The organism is Pseudomonas sp. LS1212, assembly GCF_024741815.1.
Taxonomy (GTDB): domain Bacteria; phylum Pseudomonadota; class Gammaproteobacteria; order Pseudomonadales; family Pseudomonadaceae; genus Aquipseudomonas.
On the sequence record NZ_CP102951.1, the window covers coordinates 636,701 to 659,418 of the forward strand.

The 22,718-nt window shown below is 61.9% G+C and carries 20 protein-coding genes; 13 read left to right on the forward strand and 7 right to left on the reverse strand.

Annotated elements, in window-relative coordinates; all coding sequences use genetic code 11:
* Positions 1–60: 60 nt before the first annotated feature.
* Positions 61–1,974: an arginine decarboxylase gene (gene speA, locus NVV94_RS02875; RefSeq protein WP_258445754.1), complete on the forward strand. Its 1,914-nt coding sequence runs from the start codon at positions 61–63 to the stop codon at positions 1,972–1,974.
* A gap of 140 nt (positions 1,975–2,114) precedes the next feature.
* On the opposite strand, the gene NVV94_RS02880 is transcribed toward speA, so the two are convergent.
* A complete protein-coding gene (locus tag NVV94_RS02880; RefSeq protein WP_258445755.1) occupies positions 2,115–3,464 on the reverse strand; it encodes an MATE family efflux transporter in 1,350 nt (449 codons plus the stop codon).
* A 98-nt stretch (positions 3,465–3,562) separates the two neighbouring features.
* On the opposite strand from NVV94_RS02880, the gene NVV94_RS02885 reads away from it, so the two are divergent.
* From NVV94_RS02885 to NVV94_RS02895, 3 genes are all read left to right on the forward strand, one after another.
* A complete protein-coding gene (locus NVV94_RS02885; protein ID WP_258445756.1) occupies positions 3,563–3,793 on the forward strand; it encodes an antitoxin in 231 nt (76 codons plus the stop codon).
* On the forward strand, positions 3,793–4,209 hold the full coding sequence (gene vapC, locus NVV94_RS02890; RefSeq protein ID WP_258445757.1) for a tRNA(fMet)-specific endonuclease VapC: 417 nt from the start codon (positions 3,793–3,795) through the stop codon (positions 4,207–4,209). The genes NVV94_RS02885 and vapC overlap by 1 nt, the downstream gene beginning before the upstream one ends.
* An 87-nt stretch (positions 4,210–4,296) precedes the next feature.
* Positions 4,297–9,207 carry an alpha-2-macroglobulin gene (locus tag NVV94_RS02895; RefSeq protein ID WP_258445758.1) on the forward strand — a complete coding sequence of 1,637 codons (4,911 nt, stop codon included), beginning with the start codon at positions 4,297–4,299 and terminating at the stop codon, positions 9,205–9,207.
* A 127-nt stretch (positions 9,208–9,334) separates the two neighbouring features.
* Here the strand turns inward: NVV94_RS02895 and NVV94_RS02900 are convergent, their stop codons facing one another.
* Positions 9,335–9,628, reverse strand: a complete 294-nt coding sequence (locus tag NVV94_RS02900; protein WP_258445759.1) for a hypothetical protein — start codon at positions 9,626–9,628, stop codon at positions 9,335–9,337.
* 134 nt (positions 9,629–9,762) lie between these two features.
* On the opposite strand from NVV94_RS02900, the gene pbpC reads away from it, so the two are divergent.
* A complete protein-coding gene (pbpC, locus tag NVV94_RS02905) occupies positions 9,763–12,087 on the forward strand; it encodes a peptidoglycan glycosyltransferase PbpC (protein ID WP_258447609.1) in 2,325 nt (774 codons plus the stop codon).
* A gap of 12 nt (positions 12,088–12,099) precedes the next feature.
* On the opposite strand, the gene NVV94_RS02910 is transcribed toward pbpC, so the two are convergent.
* The 3 genes from NVV94_RS02910 to NVV94_RS02920 all read right to left on the reverse strand — a co-directional run bounded on the left by NVV94_RS02910 (position 12,100) and on the right by NVV94_RS02920 (position 13,290).
* Entirely contained in the window at positions 12,100–12,549 is a 450-nt protein-coding gene (locus tag NVV94_RS02910) for a DMT family transporter (RefSeq protein ID WP_258445760.1), read from the reverse strand.
* A gap of 85 nt (positions 12,550–12,634) precedes the next feature.
* On the reverse strand, positions 12,635–13,045 hold the full coding sequence (locus NVV94_RS02915; protein ID WP_258445761.1) for a response regulator: 411 nt from the start codon (positions 13,043–13,045) through the stop codon (positions 12,635–12,637).
* Positions 13,046–13,101: 56 nt separating this feature from the next.
* A complete protein-coding gene (locus NVV94_RS02920; protein ID WP_258445762.1) occupies positions 13,102–13,290 on the reverse strand; it encodes a Flp family type IVb pilin in 189 nt (62 codons plus the stop codon).
* A gap of 319 nt (positions 13,291–13,609) precedes the next feature.
* Here NVV94_RS02920 and cpaB point away from each other — a divergent pair, with 319 nt between their 5' ends.
* From cpaB to NVV94_RS02960, 8 genes are read left to right on the forward strand one after another with little or no spacing between them, the layout of a single operon-like run.
* The gene (gene cpaB / locus NVV94_RS02925) at positions 13,610–14,563 is read left to right on the forward strand and encodes a Flp pilus assembly protein CpaB (RefSeq protein WP_258445763.1); all 954 of its coding nucleotides are present in this window, start codon (positions 13,610–13,612) and stop codon (positions 14,561–14,563) included.
* A 19-nt stretch (positions 14,564–14,582) separates the two neighbouring features.
* Positions 14,583–15,833, forward strand: coding sequence for a type II and III secretion system protein family protein (locus NVV94_RS02930; protein WP_258445764.1), 1,251 nt, complete (start codon positions 14,583–14,585; stop codon positions 15,831–15,833).
* Positions 15,830–17,017: a pilus assembly protein gene (locus NVV94_RS02935; protein ID WP_258445765.1), complete on the forward strand. Its 1,188-nt coding sequence runs from the start codon at positions 15,830–15,832 to the stop codon at positions 17,015–17,017. Before NVV94_RS02930 ends, NVV94_RS02935 begins: the two co-directional genes overlap by 4 nt.
* On the forward strand, positions 17,014–18,303 hold the full coding sequence (locus tag NVV94_RS02940; protein ID WP_258445766.1) for a CpaF family protein: 1,290 nt from the start codon (positions 17,014–17,016) through the stop codon (positions 18,301–18,303). Before NVV94_RS02935 ends, NVV94_RS02940 begins: the two co-directional genes overlap by 4 nt.
* Positions 18,300–19,184, forward strand: coding sequence for a type II secretion system F family protein (locus tag NVV94_RS02945; RefSeq protein ID WP_258445767.1), 885 nt, complete (start codon positions 18,300–18,302; stop codon positions 19,182–19,184). The genes NVV94_RS02940 and NVV94_RS02945 overlap by 4 nt, the downstream gene beginning before the upstream one ends.
* A gap of 1 nt (position 19,185) precedes the next feature.
* Positions 19,186–20,070 (forward strand): type II secretion system F family protein, encoded by an 885-nt coding sequence (locus NVV94_RS02950; RefSeq protein ID WP_258445768.1) that lies wholly within the window; start codon positions 19,186–19,188, stop codon positions 20,068–20,070.
* 14 nt (positions 20,071–20,084) lie between these two features.
* Entirely contained in the window at positions 20,085–20,810 is a 726-nt protein-coding gene (locus NVV94_RS02955; protein WP_258445769.1) for a tetratricopeptide repeat protein, read from the forward strand.
* Between the two features lie 34 nt (positions 20,811–20,844).
* Positions 20,845–21,084: a DUF3613 domain-containing protein gene (locus NVV94_RS02960; protein WP_309304292.1), complete on the forward strand. Its 240-nt coding sequence runs from the start codon at positions 20,845–20,847 to the stop codon at positions 21,082–21,084.
* Positions 21,085–21,253: 169 nt separating this feature from the next.
* On the opposite strand, the gene NVV94_RS02965 is transcribed toward NVV94_RS02960, so the two are convergent.
* Complete coding sequence (locus NVV94_RS02965; RefSeq protein ID WP_258445771.1) at positions 21,254–22,039, reverse strand: response regulator transcription factor; 786 nt, start codon at positions 22,037–22,039, stop codon at positions 21,254–21,256.
* A 134-nt stretch (positions 22,040–22,173) separates the two neighbouring features.
* Positions 22,174–22,644, reverse strand: coding sequence for a prepilin peptidase (locus NVV94_RS02970; protein ID WP_258445772.1), 471 nt, complete (start codon positions 22,642–22,644; stop codon positions 22,174–22,176).
* Positions 22,645–22,718: the final 74 nt, after the last annotated feature.

The window sequence follows — 22,718 nt, forward strand, 5'->3', positions numbered from 1 at the left end:
CATACATTGCTCGCAGCCAATTTCGGGCAGTGTCTTTTGACTTTTCTATAGGGGACTTCGATGTCCGTACGACGCACACGCAAAGACGATGGCAGCCAATGGACAGTTGCGGACAGCCGCAGTGTTTATGGGATTCGCCATTGGGGGGCCGGGTATTTCGCGATCAGCGAGGCCGGGCGCGTCGAAGTCCGTCCAAACGGCCCGGGCAGTGCGCCGATTGATTTGTACGAACAAGTCGACGAGTTGCGCAAGAGCGGCCTGTCCCTGCCATTGCTGGTCCGTTTCCCGGACATCCTGCAGGACCGCGTGCGCCAGCTGACCGGTGCCTTTGACGCCAATATCGAGCGCCTGGAATACCAGAGCAAGTACACCGCGTTGTACCCGATCAAGGTCAACCAGCAGGAAGCGGTGGTCGAGAACATCATCGCGACCCAGAACGTTTCCATCGGTCTGGAAGCCGGTTCCAAACCCGAGCTGCTGGCCGTGCTGGCGTTGGCGCCCAAGGGCGGCACCATCGTCTGCAATGGTTACAAGGATCGCGAGTTCATTCGTCTGGCGCTGATGGGGCAGAAGCTCGGTCATAATGTCTTTATCGTCATCGAAAAAGAGTCGGAAGTGACGCTGGTGATCGAAGAGGCGGCCGACCTCAAGGTCAAGCCACAGGTCGGCCTGCGCGTGCGCCTGTCCTCGCTGGCTTCGAGCAAGTGGGCCGATACCGGCGGCGAAAAGTCCAAGTTCGGCCTGTCGGCGGCGCAGTTGATTTCGGTTGTCGAGCGCTTCCGCGCCGCCGGCCTGGATCAGGGCATCCGCCTGCTGCACTTCCACATGGGTTCGCAGATCGCCAACCTGGCGGACTACCAGCACGGGTTCAAGGAAGCGATCCGCTACTACGGTGAATTGCGTGCACTGGGCCTGCCGGTCGACCATATCGATGTCGGCGGGGGGCTGGGCGTCGACTACGACGGTACCCATTCGCGCAACGCCAGCTCGATCAACTACGACATGGATGATTACGCCGGTGTGGTGGTCGGCATGCTCAAGGAATTCTGTGATGCCCAGGGGTTGCCGCACCCGCATATCTTCTCCGAGAGCGGTCGCGCGCTGACGGCCCACCACGCCATGCTGGTGGTCCAGGTCACCGACGTCGAGAAGCACAACGACGAAGTACCGGAAATCGACGACAAGGATAACCTGCCCGAGACCGTTCAGTGGCTGGTGGATCTGCTCGGCCCGACCGATATCGAAATGGTCACTGAAACCTACTGGCGTGCGACCCACTACATGAGCGACGTCGCCGCCCAGTACGCCGACGGCAAGATCACCCTGGCCCAGAAAGCCCTGGCCGAGCAGTGCTATTTCGCGGTATGCCGTCGCCTGCACAACTCGTTGAAAGCCCGCCAGCGTTCCCATCGCCAGGTGCTTGACGAGCTCAACGACAAGCTGGCCGACAAGTACATCTGCAATTTCTCGGTGTTCCAGAGCCTGCCCGATACCTGGGCCATCGGCCAGGTACTGCCGATCCTGCCGCTGCACCGTCTCGAGGAAGAGCCGCTGCGCCGCGCGGTATTGCAGGACCTGACCTGCGACTCCGACGGCAAGATCAACCAGTACGTCGACGAGCAAAGCATTGAGACCAGCCTGCCGGTGCATGCGGTCAACGAAGGCGAGGACTACCTGCTGGGTATCTTCCTGGTCGGCGCCTACCAGGAAATTCTCGGTGACATGCACAACCTGTTCGGTGACACCGACTCGGTGAACATCTATCAGAATCCGGATGGCAGCGTATACCACGCCGGTATCGAGACCCACGACACCATCGAGGACATGCTGCGCTACGTGCACCTGTCGCCCGAGGAGTTGATGACGCACTACCGCGACAAGGTCGCCAGCGCCAAGATCAGCGTGCGCGAGCGCACTCAGTTCCTGGATGCCTTGCGTTTGGGGCTGACCCGGTCTTCCTACTTGTCGTCCTGAGTGAATAACTGTGGGAGTGGGTTGCCTGCAATGGCCTCATCGCTGGCAAGCCAGCTCCCACAGTTGTGATCTGTGTCCACAAAATGTGCGCCAGTCCGAACTCCTGTGGGAGCTGGCTTGCCAGCGATGAGGCCGCCAGATCAGTGCATCGGCCCTTCGAACCACGCATCCTGCCTCTGCAACCGCCTGGCAATCGCGCCCAGCGTTACCGCACGCAAGGCCATGAACAGCAGAAACCCCATCCACAACCCATGATTGCCCAGACCGCTCGCGGCATAGGCGAGCGGCAGCGCTATGGTCACGCTGAGCAGCATCCCGTTGCGCATTTCCCGAGCCCGCGTGGCGCCTATGAACAACCCATCCAGTAAATAACTCCAGACCGCTACCAACGGCAGCACAGCCAGATACGGCAGGTACTGGAACGCCGTCTCGCGTACGGCGGCAATGTTGGTCTGCATCTCGATAAACAAATGCCCGCCCAACATGAACAGTAGGGCAAAGGCCAGGCTCGCCAGCAGCGACCAGCCACAGGCGACCGTCAACGAGCGGCGCAGGGCCTGGCGGTCACGTGCGCCAATCGCGTGGCCACAAAGCGCTTCGACTGCATGGGCCAGCCCGTCGAGGGCGTGCGCAGTCAGCAGCAATCCATTGAGCAGCAAGGCATTGGCCGCCACGGTGGCATCGCCCAGGCGTGCGCCCTGGATGGTAATCAGCAAGAACACCGCTTGCAGGGCCAGGCTGCGTATGAAGATATCGCGATTGACACCCAGCAACGGGCGCCAGCTTTGCCAGCGACGCAGCGCCGCCCAGGCGACCTTGCCCGGGTAGGCGCGCAGGGCCGGGCGGGTCATGGCCAACCCGAGCAAGGCCCCCGTCCATTCCGCCACGACCGACGCCCGCGCCGAACCGACCACGCCCCAGTCCAGGCCGAGCACGAACCACAGGTTCAGGGCGATGTTCAGCAGATTGGTCGTCAGCAGAATCGCCAGCGGCGCGCGGGCGTTTTGAGTGCCGAGAAACCAACCCACCAGGGCGAAACTGGCCAGGGCCGCTGGCAGCCCGAGCAAACGCGTCTGGAAAAAATCGTGAGTGGTCTGTTCTAGTGCCGCCGAGGGCTGCATCAGGCTGAGCGCAGCATGACTGAACGGCACAGCCAGAAGCCCCAGCAGCACTGAAAACAGCAATGCCAACAGCAACCCCTGCAACAGAATTTGCCGCAGGCCGGCACCGTCATTGCGCCCGGCTGCCTGGGCTGCGAACCCGGTCGAGCCCATGCGCAGAAAGCCCATGGCCCAGGCGAGCAGGCTGTACAGGCTGGCGCCGACCGCCACTGCGCCAAGTTGGTGAGCGTGAGGCAGGTGGCCGATCACCGCGCTGTCGACCAGCGCCACCAAAGGCACGGAAATATTCGAAAGAATCATCGGTGCGGCCAGCGCCCAGACCCGCCGGTGAGTCGGGCGGTCGCGCCAGTCGTTCAGCAGTTGGGACATGCAGGCTCCGAGCGAGGGATGAGGTATATCCCGTTGACATATACAGACGTGATACTACACTTGGATATACATTGGGTATATCCCGAGTGAGGTGAATCATGGAACAAGGCGCTGTATTCAAAAGCAATCGCAGCCAGGCTGTCCGATTGCCCAAGGCGGTTGCGTTGCCCGACGATGTTACCCGGGTGGATGTGGTGGCAATAGGGCGAGCCCGTCTGATTACCCCGGCAGGGGAATCCTGGGACAGCTGGTTCGAGGGCGAAAGCGTGAGCGTCGATTTCATGTCGGAGCGTGAACAGCCCGCCGATCAGGAGCGTGAGACTTTTTAATGCTCAAATACATGCTGGATACCAACATCTGTATCTTCACTTTGAAGAACAAACCCCAGGAAGTTCGAGAAGCGTTCACTCGTCATCACGGTCAGTTGTGCATCAGCACGGTCACTCTGATGGAGTTGATTTACGGGGCGGAGAAGTCCGCAGCCCCAGAGAAAAACCTGGCAGTCATCGAAGGTTTCGCAGCCCGGCTCGAGGTATTGAGTTATGACAACCAAGCTGCTGCACACAGCGGTCAACTGAGGGCTGAGCTGGCTAAAAGCGGTAAGCCGATTGGGCCCTACGATCAGATGATTGCCGGTCACGCCAGATCGTTGGGGCTTATCCTGGTCACCAATAATCTCGGGGAGTTCGAGCGTGTGAAGGGGCTGCGGTTAGAGGATTGGGTCAATGCTCATGCCATCGGTTGAGAGCTATGGCGGCCGTCCTCTTTCCGGCCCACCCAGCGATGTTGATATATAGTTCACCCCTTAGACATCGCTGCCAAAGAGTCTCCCATGCTGAACAAAGGATTGTGGCTGGCTTGTGCGCTTGCATTGCTGAGTGCCTGTGATTCGTCGTCGCCGGACAAGCCGGCGCCTGTGCCTGCACCCACCGAAACGGTGGTGAACAAGGAGGTCGCCAAGCCGCGTCCGGCGCAGGATGTGGCAGTGCTGAGCGAGCGCTATGCCGGTCGTGAACTGACGGTGGTGGATGTCTCGGAAGTGCAGCTCGAGGGTGCCAGCACCTTGTCGATAGCCTTTTCGGTGCCGCTGGACCCGGAGCAGAAATTCGCCGACAAGCTGCACCTGGTCGACACGGTCAATGGCAAGGTCGACGGCGCCTGGGAACTGTCGGACAACCTGATGGAGCTGCGCCTGCGCCATTTGGAGCCCAAGCGCAAGCTGGTGCTGACGATCGATGCCGGGCTGCGGGCGGTCAATGGCAAAAGCTTGAGCAGCGAGTCGGTCAGCCGTCTCGAAACCCGTGACCTGGAGCCGAGCATCGGCTTTGCCAGCCGCGGTTCGCTGTTGCCGACGCGACTGGCCGAGGGCTTGCCGGTGATCGCGCTGAATGTCGACAAGGTCAATGTCGAGTTCTTCCGCATCAAGCCGCAAGCACTGCCGGCCTTTCTCAGCCAGTGGGGGCGCGGCGGCAGTCTGCAGACCTATGAGGCCAAGGAACTGCTGCCCATGGCCGAGCTGGTCTATGGTGGCCGCTTCGACCTCAACCCGGTGCGCAACACCCGCGAAACCCTGTTGCTGCCCATCAGCGGGCTCAAGCCATTGCAGCAACCCGGGGTCTATCTGGCCGTGATGCGCGCCGCCGGGACTTACAACTATTCACAGCCGGCGACCTTGTTCACGCTCAGTGATATCGGCGTTTCTGTGCACCGTTATCACAATCGCCTGGACGTTTTCACCCAGGCGCTCGAAGGCGGCAAGGCACTGGAAGGGATCAGCCTCGAGGTGCTCGATAGCGATGGCCGGGTGCTCGCCCAGGGCAAGACCGAGGTCGGTGGTCATGCCCAGCTGCCGCTGCCGGCCAAGGCCGAAGTGCTGCTGGCCCAACAGGGTGAGCAGACCAGTCTGCTTCGCCTCAACAGCGCCGCACTGGATCTCGCCGAATTCAATATCACCGGCCCGCGGGCGCATCCGCTGCAATTTTTCGTGTTCGGCCCTCGCGATCTCTATCGCCCGGGCGAAACCGTGCTGCTCAATGCCTTGCTGCGCGATAACGATGGGCGAGCGGTCAAACCGCAACCGGTGACGGTCGAAGTGCGTCGCCCGGATGCGCAGGTCAGCCGCAAGTTTGTCTGGCAGCCCGAGCCCTCCGGGCTCTACCAGTATCGATTGCAGCTGGCCGCCGAAGCACCGACCGGGCGCTGGCAACTGCTGTTCGACCTGGGCGACGGCAAGCCGCAACTGTATGAGTTTCTGGTCGAAGACTTCCTGCCCGAGCGCCTGGCGCTTGAACTCAAGGGCAGCGAAACACCCATCGCGCCGGGAGACACGGCCCGGATCAAGGTCAATGGCCGCTACCTGTACGGTGCACCGGCCTCCGGTAATCGCCTGAGCGGGCAGGCGTATGTGCGCCCGCTGCGCGAAGCGGTCAAGGCGTTGCCGGGGTATCAGTTCGGCTCGGTCACTGAAGAAGAGTTGAGTCAGGACCTGGAGCTCGATGAAACCTCCCTCAATGCCGCAGGTGAGGCCACCATCGCCATTGCAAGCAAATGGGCCCAGGCCCGTTCGCCGTTGAATCTGATCGTCCAGGCCAGCCTGCAGGAGTCCGGTGGGCGCCCGATTACCCGCCGTTTTGTCCAACCGGTCTGGCCGGCCGAACGCCTGCCGGGGCTGCGCGGTCTGTTTGATGGCGAAGAAACCGACGGCGATGCTCCGGTCGAGTTCGAAGTGCTGGTCGCCGACCATGAAGGCCACAAGCTGGCCGCCGAGAATCTCAAGGTCCGTCTGGTGCGCGAACGGCGCGACTATTACTGGAATTACTCGCAGAACGATGGCTGGAGCTACAACTTCAACGAGAAGTACCTGACCTTGAACGAAGAAACCCTCAGCATCAAGGAGGGTGCGACGGCCAGGATCAGCTTCCCGGTGGAGTGGGGCCCGTACCGTGTCGAGGTCCAGGACCCGCAGACCGGCATGATCAGCAGCCTGCGCTTCTGGGCCGGCTATCGCGCCCAGGACAATGCCGGGGGCGGTGCGGTGCGGCCCGACCAGGTCAAGCTGGCACTGGACAAGCCCGCCTATGGCGATGGTGACACCGCCAACGTCACGGTCACGCCGCCGGCGGCGGGCACCGGCTACCTGCTGGTCGAGTCCAGCGAGGGGTCATTGTGGTGGCAGGAGATCGACGTTCCGGCCGAAGGCAAAAGTTATGCGATCAAGCTCGACCCGAAATGGGCGCGGCATGATTTGTATGTCAGCGCACTGGTGATTCGTCCGGGTGAGCGCAAGGCCAACATCACGCCCAAGCGTGCCGTTGGCGTCTTGCACCTGCCGCTGGACAGGGCACCACGCAAACTGGCCGTGACCCTGACAGCACCGGAGAAAATGCGACCCAAGCAGCCGCTGACGGTCAAGTTGCAGGCGCGCAATGCCGACGGCAGCGTGCCCAAGCAGGTCCAGGTGCTGTTGGCGGCCGTGGACGTCGGTATTTTGAACATTACCCAATACCCGACGCCCGACCCGTTCTCCAGCCTGTTCGGGCGCAAGGCCTACGGCGCCGACCAACTGGATATCTATGGGCAATTGATCGAAGCCGGGCAGGGCCGCCTGGCCAGCCTCGCCTTCGGGGGTGACGCGGCATTGGCAAAAGGTGGCAAGCGACCGGACACCAGCCTGACCATCGTCGCGCTGCAGAGTGCGCCGGTGGCCCTCAATGAGCAGGGTGAAGGCGAGGTCAGTGTCGATATTCCCGATTTCAACGGTGAGCTGCGCTTGATGGCGCAAGCCTGGACCGACGAGCGCTACGGCATGGCCGAAGGTAAAACCGTGATCGCGGCGCCCCTGATAGCCGAGTTGTCGGCGCCGCGCTTCCTGGCTGGTGGTGACCAGACCAACCTGGCGCTCGACCTGTCGAACCTCTCCGGCCAGGCACAAAAGCTCACCGTGCAATTGGCAGGCGAAGGCCAGCTCAGTGTGCTCGCTGCGCCTGAACAAAGCCTGTCGTTGGCCCAGGGGCAGCGCACGACCTTGCAGATTCCGGTACAGGCCCAGGGTGGTTTCGGCCAGGGTCGGATCAAGGTCACGGTCCAGGGCCTGAGCTTGCCCGGCGAAACCTTGCCGGCCTTTGACCGCGAGTGGACTCTGGGCGTGCGCCCGGCCTACCCGGCCTTGCTCAAGCATTACCGCGCCGTGCTCAAGGAGCAGACCTGGCAGTTGCCCGATGGCGAACTGGAGGTGTTCGAACCTGCAGGTCGCGAAGCACTGCTGGCCCTGTCCAGTCGCCCGCCGTTGAACCTGGGCGAGCAGATTCGTGCCCTCAAGGCTTACCCCTATGGTTGCGTGGAGCAGACTGCCAGTGGCCTGTACCCTTCGCTCTATGCCGATGCTGCGACGCTCGAACGGCTGGGCCTGGAAGGCGAATCGCAGAGCGAACGCCAGCGCAAGATCGAATTGGGCATCGAGCGGCTGCTGAGCATGCAGCGTTACAACGGCAGTTTCGGCTTGTGGGGCGCGGACGGCGAGGAAGAGTTCTGGCTGACGGCCTATGTCACCGACTTCCTCCTGCGCGCACGCGAGCAAGGTTACGCCGTGCCGGCCGAGGCAGTGAAGAAGGCCAGCGAACGCTTGTTGCGCTATTTGCAGGAACGCAACCTGATCGAGGTGAGCTACAGCGAGAACGCCGAGCACACGCGTTTCGCGGTTCAGGCGTATGCCGGCCTGGTGCTGGCGCGTAGTCAACAAGCGCCGCTGGGGGCGCTGCGCAGCGTGTTCGAGCGCCGTACCGATGCCCGCTCCGGGTTGCCACTGGTACAACTGGCCATCGCCCTGGAAAAAATGGGCGACAAGCCGCGCGCCGATCAGGCGCTGCAGGCCGGGCTTGCGGCAACGCGCAATGCCAGGGACTGGCTGGCCGACTATGGCAGCCCGTTGCGCGATCAGGCGATGATTCTGGCCCTGCTGGAGGAAAACGATCTGGCGGCGGACCGACGCGAAGAACGCCTGTTCGAACTCTCCGATCAACTGGCGGCCAGCCAGTGGCTCTCGACCCAGGAACGCAACGCGCTGTTCCTCGCCGGCCGCAGTTCGCTGGGCAAGCCCGAAGCGCAATGGACTGCCCAACTGAGCAGTGCTGGTCAAACGCGCGAGCTGAGCACCGCACAACCGGGACTCAAGCTCGAAGGGCCCTTGCTGGCCTCGCCATTGACGATCCACAACAATGGCAGCGAGCCGTTGTACCAGCAGTTGACGGTGTCCGGTTATCCACGGCTGGCGCCTGCTCCGGGTGGCGAGAACCTGAGCATTCGCCGTGAATACCTGGGCATGAATGGTCAGCCGCTGGACCTCAAGTCGGTCAAGAGCGGCGATCTGGTGCTGGTGCACCTGGCCGTGAGTGCCAAACAGCGAGTGCCGGATGCGCTCGTGGTGGACCTGTTGCCGGCCGGTCTTGAGCTGGAAAACCAGAACCTGGCCCAAAGCGCGGCCAGCCTGGAAAACGCCAGCAGCAAGGTCAAGGAGTGGCGAGAGTCAATGCGCAATGCCAACCTGCTACACCAGGAGTACCGCGACGATCGCTATGTGGCGGCGTTGAAACTCGATGGGTACGGCACCACGCATCTGTTGTACCTGGCGCGGGCGGTCACGCCGGGCAGTTATCGGGTGCCGCCGCCGCAGGTGGAGTCGATGTACCGGCCGAACTGGCAGGCGGTGGGGGAGACGGTTGGGGAGATGGTGATCAAGGGCAGGTGAATATTGGTTGGGGTAGTGCCAGGCATTAGGGCCTCTCGCGGGCAAGCCCGCTCCTACACAGGCGTACGCGTGACCATTGTAGGAGCGGGCTTGCCCGCGATCGACCGCGCAGCGGTCGTAAACGGATTCACTGAATAATCCAGCTCAACACCCACAACCCCAGCATCAACCAGATAATTCCGAGAATGATCGAGGTGCGCATGAAAGCCCTGATCCCCGAATACAGCAGCGTCAGGCCGATGATCAACGCGGCGACGCTGATCAGCGACGTATCCATGCCCAACGTACGCGAAAGCCCTTCGATAAAATTGCTGCCGGCGTTGGCCAACAGGTTGAACAATCCGCTCAGGCCATCGACGATAAAGCGAATCACCGCGCCGAGCGCCTGCCCGAGCCATTCGAAAAAGCTTTCTACATGCATAGTCGTACCTTGATCCATTTAACGGCTTTCGCGTCCGGTCCGAGCCTTGGGCTATCACCGGACGTGGAGAGTTCCCTGGCCAAGCATAAAGGCCTTTGGCGTTGAACATCAGCTTAGTCTTGCCGCGCAGCCCGCTGGGCAGGCGTTGTGCCGGGGCGTTTGGCGCAGTCCTGGGATTGCTCGCGCTGCTGTGGCTGGCCGACCGGACCTGGCCGTTGCCGTTGCCCGGCGACGATCTGGCGCGGGTGGTGCTGGCCGAAGACGGCACCCCCTTGTGGCGCTTCGCCGATGCCGATGGCGTCTGGCGCTATCCGATTGCCCTCGACCAGGTTTCACCTTATTACCTGCAGGCGCTGCTGACTTACGAAGACCGCTGGTTCTACCGGCACCCCGGGGTCAATCCTCTGGCTCTGGGCCGGGCTGTCTGGCAAAACCTCAGTGGCGGGCGCGTGCTCTCGGGGGGCAGTACCTTATCCATGCAAGTGGCGCGGCTGCTTGACCCACACCCGCGCACGCTGTCCGGAAAATTGCGCCAGCTATGGCGAACGGCGCAGCTGGAATGGCATTTGTCCAAACCGCAGATTCTCGAGATCTACCTCAACCGCGCCCCGTTCGGCGGCACCTTGCAGGGCGTGGCTGCGGCCAGTTGGGCGTACCTGGGCAAGTCGCCGCTGCAACTGACACCGGCCGAGGCGGCCATGCTCGCGGTGCTGCCGCAGGCGCCGAGCCGGTTGCGCCCGGACCGTCATCCACTGCGGGCGCAGCAGGCCCGCGACAAGGTCTTGCGGCGGCTGGCGCACTACCGGCAATGGCCGCAACAGACGGTCACCGAAGCGTTGCAAGAACCGCTGTTGCTGGCGCCCCGCCAGGAGCCGGCACTGGCTCCCTTGCTGGCGCGGCGCTTGAACCATCTCAATAGCCCGCCGCTGATTCGCACCACCCTCGATGCGTCCTTGCAACGGCGCCTGGAAGATTTGCTGCTGGGCTGGCGTGCGCGACTGCCGGAACGCACGTCAGCGGCAATCCTGGTGGTCGAGGCGCAGAACATGGCCGTGCGGGCCTACCTGGGTTCGGTTGACCTGGGTGACGAGCGGCGTTTCGGCCACGTGGACATGATCAGCGCCGTACGCTCGCCCGGCTCCACGCTCAAGCCTTTTCTCTATGGGATGGCCCTGGATGCAGGGCTGATCCATTCCGAATCCTTGCTGCAGGATGTGCCGCGACGTTATGGCGACTATCGGCCCGGTAACTTTTCGGCCGGTTTCACGGGCGCGGTTTCCGCCAGTTCCGCCCTGGCCACCTCGTTGAACCTGCCGGCAGTGCAGTTGCTCGAGGCATTCGGGCCCAAGCGCTTTGCCGCGCAGATGCGCAGCGGCGGCGTCCCGTTGACGCTGCCGAACCTGGCCGAACCGAACCTTTCATTGATCCTCGGTGGGGTCGGCAGTCGCCTGGAAGACCTGGTCGGTGGCTACAGCGCTTTCGCCCGGGCCGGCATGAGCGCCAACCTGCGCTTGCAGCCGCAGGATCAATTGCGCGAGCGGAGGCTGATGTCGCCTGGGGCGGCCTGGATCGTGCGGCGAATTCTCAGCGGCCAGGCCCGTCCGGATCGCGACCCGCATGCCGAACTGGTGCAGCGCCCGGTGCTGGCCTGGAAGACCGGCACCAGCTATGGCTTTCGTGATGCCTGGTCGATCGGGGTCGGGCCGCGTTACCTGATCGGCATCTGGATCGGGCGCCCGGACGGTACGCCAGTGGCGGGCCAGTTTGGCCTGGCGTCGGCGGCGCCGTTGATGTTGCAGGTTCACGATGTGCTGACCAACCGCGACAGCCAGCGCGGCCTGGTGGCACCCGTGCAACCGGTGCCGGCGAACATCGGCGTCGCCGCGATCTGCTGGCCGCTGGGGCAACCGCTGGACCGGCATGACCCCAACTGCCGCCGCCAACGCTTTGCCTGGACCCTGGACGGCACTACGCCGCCGACCTTGCTCGCGCAGGATCAGCCCTTGAGTGTCGGTTTGCTGGAGAAGGTCTGGGTCAACGCCAAAGAGCAGCGTGTCGATGCCCATTGCCCTGGGGCGAAGGCTCGGGATATTGCGCTGTGGCCGGCGCCGCTGGAGCCCTGGTTGCCGCGGGCAGAGCGTCGCGAGTCGCGCTTGCCAGTCGCCGATCCCGGTTGCCCGCCACCAGCGCCCACGGCCACCTCACCGTTGTCGATTGTCGGTGTCCGTGAGGGTGATCAGTTGCGGCGCCCGGCGGCCAGCCACGACAATTTGCGGCTGAAGCTTTCCGCCCTGGGTGGCAGCGGTCGTCGCTGGTGGTTTCTCAACGGTGCACCGCTCGGCGACACCCAGAGCCAGGACAGTCTGGGTGCGAGCTTCGATCAGGTCGGACGCTATCAGCTGAGCGTGCTCGACGAAGGCGGGCAGACGGCCCGGATCGAATTCGAAGTAATCGACTGATTTACCGTGATATCAGCTGCGGCGAATCAACCAGACACCACCGAGAATCAGCACCAGCCCGGCAATCTTGCCCAGGTTGGCCGGTGCCTCGCGAAAGCCTGCCCAGCCAAAGTGATCGAGGGTCATGGCCATCGCCAGCTGCCCGGCCAGAACCAGCGCCATGAACAACATCGCGCCAATGCGCGGCCCGGCGAACGCCGCCACGGTAATGAAAAAAGCGCCCAGCAGGCCACCGCTCCAGTGCCACCAGGTCAGCCCTTTGAGGGCGTTGAAGGTCGGCACTTCGCGTTGCAGCATCACCAGAATCACCAAGGCCAGGGTGCCCACTGCGAAGGAGATCAACGCGGCGGCCAGTACGCTTGAGACTTGCTTGGCCAACTGGCCGTTGATTCCCGCTTGCAAGGGCAGGAAGGCGCCCGCGATAAAGGGCAGGCATAACAGCCACCAGGCAGGGGCAGGCATGGCAATCTCCAGAAAGTAATGGGGTGCCATTATAGCCGTCTGCGTCGCAGCGTTTAGCCGATTTGAAATTCAGGTGGTCGAGCGTTCACTGCCCGACCAATTGCAGGCTCGGTTGCGGGAACAGGTTGTTGAGCGTTTCCAGCAGGCGGACATGGTAGATGGGCTTGCGGAACAGGTCGAGCACCTGCAGGCGCAGCATGTCGCTGACATCCTCCATGTCGGCATGGCCGGAGGTGACGATGACCGGCAGGTGCTGACGCGCGGTGTGGTCGCGCAGGCGCTTGATCAGTGACATGCCGCTTTCTTCCGGCATGCGCAGATCGGTGATGACCAGGGCGATATCCGGGTGGCGCGTCAGCTGCTGCAGGGCGAGTTTGACTGAAGTTGCGGTCAAGCAACTAAAGCCTTCGCCCTCCAGCAGTTCGGCGAGCTCCAGCAAGGCATCCTCTTCGTCGTCCACCAGAAGCAACTGTTGGCGTGGGAAAGAGACGGGCATGGCTCGTACCTATTCAACATTGGGAACGACACATTGTTTGGTGCAATGCCTTAAGGTTAATTCACCTTCGCAATAGAGGCAGCGACCTTGTCGAAGGCTGCTGTCAGATTCACGCCGAACGTCGGCCCGACAGTAACTAGGGCCGCTGCCACAATCGCGGCGAGTATCGCGTATTCAATGCCGGAAGCGCCGTCCTTGTTATGAACGAAATGTTTGATTTTTTTCAGGAAAGTGGTCTGAGACATCGTACTGCTCCTTGCGTCGAGGGCGTTGATGCGACGGGATTGCTGGGTGATTCCCCTTTGCCACCACAGCATTGTCAACAACCTCCATGGCAACAAGTGTAAGAAGGCATTATTACTAAAGTCATATAACTTTCGTTGGCGTCAATAACCCGTTGTTTTCAGGGGCTGTCGGAGAATGGATGGATTATTTTTTGGCGGGTGATGGCATTTTGGCCTAGCTGGGCTACCTTCCAATAGCGAAATAGTTACTTGTCGCTACGGCGCAGTGGGTCCGTTTTCAAGCGGATGGATGAGGGATGGGGCGTAGAGAGGGACCTGCATGAGCAGTCGCTTGACCATGATCCTGGCTGGATTTTTCCTGATCGGTGCGATCGTCGTGGGCTATTGGGGGCTGGTATTGAGTCGCCCGAAGCCTGCGCCGGCTGCCGAAGTCGCGGCACCTGCACCCGCAAGCCAGCCTGTGGCGCAAACCATTGCCAAGGCCACCGATGAATTGCGCAAACCGGTCGTGGTGGTACGTCGCGATATTCCTGCCTATGCCGTGCTGACGGCGGAAGATTTGACCGTCGAAAACCTGCTGGTCGCACCCCTGGGCAGTTTCCAGAACCCCGACCAGGTAATCGGCCGCACTGCTTGGCGGGCCTTGCCGGCTGGCACCTGGCTTGAGCAAAGCAGTTTCGAAGCGGGCGGCCCCCTGGCGCGGATGATTCGTCCCGGTGAGCGGGCGGTGGCGGTGGCCGTCGATGAAGTGATCGGTGCTGCCGGGCAACTGGTCCCGGGTGACTATGTCGATGTGCTGCTGTTTCTCAAACAGGACGCCAGTAACCCCGAACAGTCGGCGCAAGTGGCGATTCCAGCATTGCGGCTGCTCAGCGTTGGCGAACAACTGGGCCTGGCCAACGATGGCACTCCAGCCGTGGACATGCAGAGCGCTGCAGAGAAAGTCCGGCCCGAGCAATTGCGTTCGGCCGGGCGCACTGTGGTGCTTGCGGTGCCCGAAGCCTTGTCGAGCAGGCTGATGCTGGCAGCGCAGGCCGGCACTCTGCGGTTGGCCGTGCGCAGTGCGCAGGAGCAGCGTCTGGCTCGCTACTGGGCCAATGAACAGAGCTCGGCACAAGAGCTCGACATCGCCAACCGCGAACTTTATCGCCTTCACCAGTTGGCCCAGGCGCCCGCGCCAAGAACTCCGAACTTCAATGTCGTGGCAGCGACGCCTCGCCCAGGCGGCATGGAAGTGATACGTGGAAGCCAGGTTACCCAGCAAACACCTTGATTGAGCAGGATGCGCTTAAATGAGCAGTCGTTCCGTGCCGTTCTTCAAACATGTGGTGGGCGCCCTGTTAGTGGTGGGGTTGCCGCTCGACGTCGCCCTGGCAGCCCCGGGCAGTTGTTCGGCGCTGGCACAATTGCCCGCGGTGGTCGAGGTCGGGCAGGGTTTGCAGCAAGAGATGCGTTCGCCGGTGGCGATAACCCGGGTTGCAGTCGGTGACCCGAGAGTCGCCGACGTGCACCCCGCCGGCGATGACGCCTTCCTGCTCACCGGCAACGAGCCTGGCGTCACCAGCGTGATGGTCTGGACTGCCTGCGCGACCGCACCGCGCCAGAGCATGGTGTTCGTCAAGGGCCGGGCGACGACGGACATGGCCGAAACCGCAGTGCCACCTTCGCAGGACCCGCTGCTGCCCAGCCAGGTACAGACCGATATTCGCTTTGTCGAAGTCAGCCGGACCAAGCTCAAGGAGGCCAGCACCTCGATTTTCGGCAAGGGATCGAACAATTTTCTGTTTGGTGCACCGGGGACGGTTCGCGGCGTGGCTGTCTCGCCAGGGACCGTCAGCGCCACCCGCCCGATCATTCCGCTGGATAACAACGTGTTCAACATTGTCTGGGGAGGCGGCAGCAGCAAGGTACTGGGCATGATCAATGCCCTGGAGAACAGCGGTTTCGCCTACACCCTGGCCAGGCCCAGCCTGGTCGTGCTCAGTGGCTTGACCGCAAGCTTCCTGGCCGGCGGCGAGATTCCGATTCCCGTGCCCAGCACCGGTAGCGATACGGTGTCGATCGAGTACAAGGAGTTCGGTATCCGGCTGGCCCTGTCGCCGACTGTGGTCAGCCGTAATCGCATCACCATGAAGGTCGCCCCGGAAGTCAGCGAGCTCGACTTCTCCACGGCCGTGACCATTGCCGGTACACAGGTCCCGGGCCTGACCGTGCGGCGCACCGATACCAGCATCTCGCTGGCCGATGGCGAGAGCTTTGTGATCAGTGGCCTGATCAGCAATAACACCAGGACCGCCGTCGACAAGTTTCCAGGGCTGGGAGATCTCCCCATCCTGGGTGCTTTCTTTCGCAGCTCCGTGGTCTCGAAGGAAGAGCGTGAGCTGCTGATGATCGTCACGCCGCACCTGGTCCAGCCGCTGGCGGCCAATGCGCAGCTGCCTGAATTGCCGGGTGAGCGCCTGCGCAAATACGACCCGAACTGGTTCGAACTGTACTTCCTGGAAAACGGCAACTTCGATCGCCGTAGCGGGCTCTCCCAATGAGCGAAAACCTGAGCCAGACCTTTCTTGCGATCACCCGCAACGATGGCGACCTGGAGTGGCTCCAGGGCGCGCTGGCGCCTTTGGGGCAAGTGGTAAGTGCCGGCAGCGGCAGTCTCGACGAGCTGTTGGCGCTGGTCGACGTGACCTTTGCCAGCCTGGTATTCATCGGCCTGGACCGCGAGCACCTGGTCAGTCAGGGGGCATTGATCGAAGGCGTGCTGGAAGCCAAACCCATGCTGGCTATCGTGGCCCTGGGCGACGGCATGGACAACCAGCTTGTGCTCAACGCCATGCGTGCCGGCGCGCGGGATTTCGTCGCTTACGGCTCGCGTTCGAGCGAAGTTGCCGGCTTGGTCCGGCGCCTCAGCAAGCGGCTTCCGCCGGTGGCGGCCAACCCCAGTCTGGGCGGCTTGAGCGTGCTCTATGGCACTCAGGCCGATGCCGATGGTGCCCTGCTGGCAGCACACCTGGCGCTGGTTGTGCAGAAAAGCGGGCAGCAAACCCTGCTACTGGATCTGGGCATGGCGCGTGGCGACAGCCTGGCACTCATGGGGCTCGAGGCCTCCTTCCATTTCGGTGATGCCTTGCGTCATCTGCGCCGCCTGGACAGCACCCTGATCGACAGTGCCTTTGCTGCCGCGCCTTCGGGCTTGCGCCTGCTGGCCTATACCGACAGCGACGAGCCACTGGAACGAACCAGTGCGGCCGAGCTGTATATGTTGCTCAGTGCCCTGCGCCAGCACTTCCAGCACATCGTCGTGAACCTCACCGGGCAACCGGACAGCGAGGCCCTGCGCACCTTCGTCAGCCACTGCGACAAACTGATCTGGTACACCGACCAGAGTGTGCTCGACTGTCGCCGTAACCTGGCGGTGCTCAACAATTGGCGCGAAAAGGGCATGAAGTTGCAGCATGCGGGGCTGTTGGTCGATCGCTACCTGCGCAGTGTCGCACCGGACTCCGAGGCGCTGGGCAAAAGCTACGGCTTGCCGTTGCTGGCAGTGCTGCCTTACAGCCCAGAGGTGCGCCTCAATGCGAAAAATCAGGGCCTGACCCTGTTTGAGCTGGCACCCCGGGAGAGCCTTACCCAAGGCCTGAAGTCACTGGGCGAAGGGCTGGCCAAACGTTCGCAAAGCATGCAGAAATCGGCAAGTTGGCTTAACCGGCTCTTGGGGGCTAGATGAGCGAGAAACTCTTTGGTGTATCGCGTGGCCAGGGCCATGCGGCAGATCCGCAAGGCCTGAAACTGGTCCTGCACCGGCACATCATCGATGCGATAGAAGACTCCGGCAAAAACCTGCTCGAAGGCTCGCGGCCGGCGCTCTCGCAGTTTGTGACCGACAAGGTCGGCGACTACATCGCCCGGCAGCACCTGGCCGTTTCGCGTTATGAAATGGAGCGGCTGGCCGAAGAGCTCGTCGATGAGTTGACCGGTTTCGGTCCGCTGGAAGTGTTACTGCGCGATCCGACGGTGACGGAAATCCTGGTCAACGGCCCGCATCGGGTTTTCATCGAGCGCAGTGGGGTGCTCCATCAAACCGATTTGCGCTTTATCGATTCCCATCATGTGGAGCGGGTCATGCAGCGGATCCTCGCGCCGCTCGGGCGGCGCCTGGACGAGTCATCACCAATGGTCGATACGCGGATGCCCGATGGCAGCCGGGTCAATGCGATCATTCCGCCGATTGCCCTGGACGGGCCCTGCCTGTCGATCCGCAAGTTTCGCAAGGACATGCTCAAAAGCGCCGATCTGCTGGCGACCCGTACGGTCGATCAGGCGATGCTCGACTTTCTTCAACTGGCTGTCGGCAGGCGCTGCAACGTATTGGTGAGCGGCGGTACCGGCACCGGCAAGACCACCTTGCTGAACATTCTCAGCCAACAGATCAACCCCCAGGAGCGATTGGTAACGATCGAGGATGTGGCCGAACTGCAACTCGACCATCCGCATGTGGTACGCCTGGAAACCCGCCCGCCGAATGCCGAGGGGTATGGCGAGGTCAAGGCCAGCGACCTGATTCGCAACGCCCTGCGAATGCGCCCGGACCGGATCATCCTGGGTGAGATCCGCGGGGTGGAAGTGCTCGATGTGCTCACGGCGATGAACACCGGCCACGATGGTTCGATGAGTACCGTGCACGCCAACAATGCCCAGGATGCCCTGTTGCGGCTGGAGACCCTGGTTGGCCTGACCGGTCGGCAAGTGGCCGAGAAGACCTTGCGGCAGATGATCTGCGCGGCGCTGGATGTGGTGATCCAGTTGACCCGTATGCCCGACGGTCGGCGCTGCGTCAGTGAAGTGGTGGAGGTGGTCGGCGTGCGCGATGACATCTATGTCATCAACACCCTGTTTCGCCTGGACCGGCACAGTGGCTCGGAGTTTCTGCGCGAGGCGATCAACCCGGCCGGGGAAAAGTTGCGACGGGAAGCCTTCGGCATGCCGGCTTCGAGCCTGGAACCGGGCAGATGATCGGGCCGATTGTGCTGGGGCTGGTATGCCTGGTGCTATTGGGCTTGTCGCTGCGGCTGTTCTACAGCGGCATGCGCAAGTCCGGTACCGAGCGGGTACTGCAACGCCTGGGCCACGGCCAGCCGGAATCTGCCGGCAACAAATTGACAATGCCCTGGCTGGAGCGGGCATTTCTGCGTGCCGGCCTTGGTAGGGCTGCCGATCGCCTGGGGCATTGGTTGGCGCTTTGGGTTGCCCTGGTACTTCTGACGGCCGCATTGGCGGGGTGGCCAGGAGCGCTGGCGATGTTTGTGCTCGGGCCGCTGCTGATGCGCTTCTATGTCAGTTGGCTGTATCGCCGCCGAGTGCGGCGAATGGTCGAACAGCTGCCGGGCTTGCTCGACCACACGGTGCGCAGCCTCAAGTCCGGGCGGACCCTGACGGATGCGGTGCTGGGCGCGATCGAGGATTGCAGTGACCCGCTCAAAAGTGCCATGAGCCGGGTCCAGCGCAATGTGCAGCTTGGCGTCGGTCTGGACGAAGCGGTCCAGGACCTGGCCGACCTTTACGATCAGGATGAGCTGCGCCTGTTTGCCCTGGGCCTTCGCATCAACCATCGCTATGGCGGCAATGCCAGCGAGCTGCTGGAAAACCTGATCAAGCTGATTCGCGAGCGTGAACAGGGTGCCCGGCAATTGCGGGCGATGACCGGAGAAACACGGATTACAGCGATGGTTTTGGCGCTGCTGCCCATCGGCATGGTCGGGTACTTCCTGATGGCAAATCCGAACTACCTGCTGGGCATGTGGCATGACGATGGGGGCCGTCAGATGCTGCTGAGCGCTTTCATTTTGCAAGCGCTGGGTTGCCTGGCGCTGTGGCGCATGTTGCGGAGTATTTGAAATGGCATTGCTGATCAGTGCACTGCTGTTCTTCTTTGCATTTCTGTTGCTGCTGAGCAATCTGGCCCGGCAGAAGCGGCGCGAGCGTCAAGTCAGCCGGCGCCTGCAGGGGCAAATGGCGGCCGAGAACCGACTGGGCGGCTGGCTGCACCTATTGGGCAACAGCAAGCTGGGCAAACGGTCGGTGAGCCTCGATAGCGAAACCCAGATACTGCTGAATCGGATCGGTTGGCGCACAACCCGTCAGCGTGCGCTGTTTGCGGCATGCCAGGTGGGCACGCCGTTGTGCATGCTGGGCCTGGTCATGCTGGTTCAAAGCCTGGCCGTTACCGACCCGGCCCACCCGTGGCTGGCTGTGATACTGGCACTGGGGTTGGGGTATCTACTGCCCAAGCGGCTGTTGGCGATGGCGGCCAAGCATCGCCAGCAGGAGGTGGCCAAGGAGATTTCGACGTTCATTCCGTTACTGCGGATTTTGTTCGAGTCCGGCCTGGCCGTCGAGCAGACCCTGCGCATCCTCAGCACCGAAGCGCGCCAATTGCTACCGATACTGACTAAAGAACTGCGCCTGGTGTTGGTCAGGGTCGATTCCGGGTTGGAACTGGCCGCAGAACTGAACAACACCGCGAACTTGCTGGAGGTCGACGAATTCACTGACACCTGTGTGATTTTGCAGCAGTTGATCGTGCAAGGTGGCGGCGCGATGAAATCATTGCTGTCGCTTAAACAGCTGCTCGATGACCGCCGGCTGACGCGGATGCAGGAAAAGATTTCCAAACTGTCGGGGAAAATGTCCGCCGTGATGATGGTGTTCCTTTTTCCTGCGTTGTTGATTGTATTGGCCGGCCCGGGTTTCACCGCCCTGGCCCGGGCTTTTGCGTCTTGAAAGGAGTGCAGCGAATGAAAGTAGTCATGGCGATAGTGGGGCTGCTGGCCCTCGGCGGTTGCGCCACGGACGGACGTAGCCCCTGGTTGGCATTGCCAGGCGGCACGGCCAGTTGCGCCAAGTTGAGTTCCGAACAGGAACTGTCGGTAAGCATGGCCGACGACATGGTCAATGAGGGGCGCCTACATGCCGGCCTGGCCAACCTGCAACGCTTGCCGGAAAACCTCGGCGAGGTGCGCCTGCGCCAGGCGCGGATCTATCGCTTGCTCGGTCGCAGCGAGGCCGAGCCTTTGTACCGCAGCCTGCTCGGCACCTGCCTGGCGGCCCAGGGCGAACATGGCCTGGGGCAATTGTCGGCGGCCAGGGGCGATCACGGCCAGGCCATGAACCATATGCTCAGGGCGGCAAGGCTGGACCCTACCGATGAGAAGGTTCGCAATGACCTGGGGGTGGTTTACCTCAACCAGCACAGGGTCGAGGACGCGCGCTTCGAATTCATTACCGCCATGGAGCTCAAGCAAAGCGACACACTGGCTGCCGTCAACATGGTCACGCTGTTGATCTATCAGGACAACTGGAAACAGGCTGCCGAGCTGGTCGACCGCGCCGGCCTGAGCCCGCAGCAAGTGACTGATGCCCAGGCCCGCGCCGAGAAGCTCAAGCAGCCGGGCACTTCCGCGGCTCGCGCGACCGATCAGGTGGCGGTCGTGCTCGACAGCCAGTTTGGTAATGCCAAATAGCGAGGTCCAAATGAAGGCGAACGGATTGCTTCTAGTGTGTTTGTTGAGTGCGTCGGCGCAGGCCTATGAATTCGAACCCGGCGACAAACCGAGACCGCCACAGGCGACTGAAGGTTGGCTGGCATTGCAGGCCAGCGGCAAGGCCGCCTCGAACCTGCCGCAGACCGCGACCCCGAAGGAGCGAGAACAGGCCATGCAGCGTTGGCTGGACAGCTACAAGCACGTGATTCCGGATTTTTACCGCTGGGAAAAAGTCAGTTCGTCGGACGAATGAACCTACCAGCGATCCCAAAAGCGCGACCGCTTTCGCGCTCGAGCGCAGCCTTCGGCAGCGGCTACAGGACCGCGCATGACAATACGTTGGTTCGAACGCCTCGCGCCATGTAGCCGCTGCCGAAGGCTGCGCTGAGGTCCGAAGGACCTCCTGGCGGTTGGCGGGCAGCCTAGTGAGCCGTCATCCAAAGTCGCGAGCCCGGCGAACCGGGGGCCAGGGCCAGGGCCAGCTGCGTGCGGTTGTGCATGTGCGTCAGGCGCAATACCTGGGACACATACAACTTGACGGTGTTTTCGGTGATACCCAACTCGCAGGCAATCTGATAGTTGGTCTGGCCTTTGCCGACCAGGCGAGCCACCTCGAGTTGGCGCGGTGAAAGCTGATTGAAGATCGCCGGGATCTCCTCGGTTTCCTGGTCTTGCCGCAAACCGGCGTGAACCTCATCGGTTGACGGCCGTCTACGTACCATGTGCAGATCCTGGTAAAGGTCGTCGATGTAGGCGGTCAGGTATTGCAGCTTCTGGTTCAAATGGCCAAGTTGCTGATAGCTCTTCTGCCGCTCCTGCAGCACCGCTTCCTGGCGATTTACCCCTTCGAGCAATTCGTTGAGGTCGACCGGTATTTGATAGTAGTCGGCAAAGCCTTCGCGAAGCGCCTTGATCACGTCCTGCTTGTCGGCGCACCGGGTGAGCAGGATCGTTTCGAACGGCCGTTGCTTGCCAGCAATCTTCTTGAGCGCCTGCATCAGCTCGATGCCGTTCAGGCCGGGCATATGCAGGTCGCACAGCACCAGCGAGATGTCATCGTCTTCGGTGAAAAATTCGATTGCCTGCTGGCTGGAACGACAAGGCAGGCACCGATAGCCGTGGGCGGCAAGAAACTCGCAAAGCTCGTCGACGATAAGTGGTTGATCATCGACGATCAGCACTTTCAGCTGTGAAGTTAGCTTATTCACATGCGACTCCCTGCTTGGCAAGCCAATTATCGGCCGTTTTCGGAGGCATTCCGCTACGACCTGGCTGTTCCTGTCTTTGGCGTAAAAGTAGTCGTACTTTCAGACTCTGTACATAGCGCCGAAGGCCTGAATGACTAATGGATCCACAGAATTGCTATTAAAAAGCCAGCTAGCAGAAAGGGCGCGAATGGCTGTTTTTTCGACGAATCGCTGTTCAAGTGCATCAGGTAGGTTCTAACCCGCTGACTCATATGGGCAACTAGCCAACTACCACTCATAAGCCACAGGACGGTAACCAGCCCGGCGCCGATAATCGTCCCGAGGATGTGCATCCGATCAGTGGCCAGTGCCAATGCGCCCAGCAGTTTCACATCACCGGCACCCAGGTGCCCGTAGATGTAGCCAGGGAGCGTCAGAAGTATGACGATTGCCAGCGCCCAGCCACCTTCCGTGGCATCGGCACCCAGCCAGGTATGCCCGGTCAGGAACAGGTAGATAAGTGCACAGGCCGCGCCACCCAGGGTCAGTTCGTTGGCGATCTGACGCTGACGGACATCCTGTTCGGCACAAAGAGAGAGCCACAGCAGCAGGACGAGGCTTTGCATTTGGTAAAAAACATCCCTTTTCGATGAATGATTCTATGCTGTTACACAGATATTAATGTCAGGGTAGACGCGAT

Bases quoted from the DNA above. Each gene is read 5' to 3' on its own strand.
- NVV94_RS02930 (WP_258445764.1), top strand. From the start codon at position 14,583: ATGAGCAGTCGTTCCGTGCCGTTCTTCAAACATGTGGTGGGCGCCCTG.
- NVV94_RS02915 (WP_258445761.1), bottom strand. From the start codon at position 13,045: ATGCCCGTCTCTTTCCCACGCCAACAGTTGCTTCTGGTGGACGACGAA.
- NVV94_RS02920 (WP_258445762.1), bottom strand. From the start codon at position 13,290: ATGTCTCAGACCACTTTCCTGAAAAAAATCAAACATTTCGTTCATAAC.
- cpaB (WP_258445763.1), top strand. From the start codon at position 13,610: ATGAGCAGTCGCTTGACCATGATCCTGGCTGGATTTTTCCTGATCGGT.
- NVV94_RS02970 (WP_258445772.1), bottom strand. From the start codon at position 22,644: ATGCAAAGCCTCGTCCTGCTGCTGTGGCTCTCTCTTTGTGCCGAACAG.
- NVV94_RS02900 (WP_258445759.1), bottom strand. From the start codon at position 9,628: ATGCATGTAGAAAGCTTTTTCGAATGGCTCGGGCAGGCGCTCGGCGCG.
- NVV94_RS02935 (WP_258445765.1), top strand. From the start codon at position 15,830: ATGAGCGAAAACCTGAGCCAGACCTTTCTTGCGATCACCCGCAACGAT.
- vapC (WP_258445757.1), top strand. From the start codon at position 3,793: ATGCTCAAATACATGCTGGATACCAACATCTGTATCTTCACTTTGAAG.
- NVV94_RS02895 (WP_258445758.1), top strand. From the start codon at position 4,297: ATGCTGAACAAAGGATTGTGGCTGGCTTGTGCGCTTGCATTGCTGAGT.
- speA (WP_258445754.1), top strand. From the start codon at position 61: ATGTCCGTACGACGCACACGCAAAGACGATGGCAGCCAATGGACAGTT.
- NVV94_RS02950 (WP_258445768.1), top strand. From the start codon at position 19,186: ATGGCATTGCTGATCAGTGCACTGCTGTTCTTCTTTGCATTTCTGTTG.
- NVV94_RS02945 (WP_258445767.1), top strand. From the start codon at position 18,300: ATGATCGGGCCGATTGTGCTGGGGCTGGTATGCCTGGTGCTATTGGGC.
- NVV94_RS02910 (WP_258445760.1), bottom strand. From the start codon at position 12,549: ATGCCTGCCCCTGCCTGGTGGCTGTTATGCCTGCCCTTTATCGCGGGC.
- NVV94_RS02880 (WP_258445755.1), bottom strand. From the start codon at position 3,464: ATGTCCCAACTGCTGAACGACTGGCGCGACCGCCCGACTCACCGGCGG.
- NVV94_RS02940 (WP_258445766.1), top strand. From the start codon at position 17,014: ATGAGCGAGAAACTCTTTGGTGTATCGCGTGGCCAGGGCCATGCGGCA.
- NVV94_RS02955 (WP_258445769.1), top strand. From the start codon at position 20,085: ATGAAAGTAGTCATGGCGATAGTGGGGCTGCTGGCCCTCGGCGGTTGC.
- NVV94_RS02885 (WP_258445756.1), top strand. From the start codon at position 3,563: ATGGAACAAGGCGCTGTATTCAAAAGCAATCGCAGCCAGGCTGTCCGA.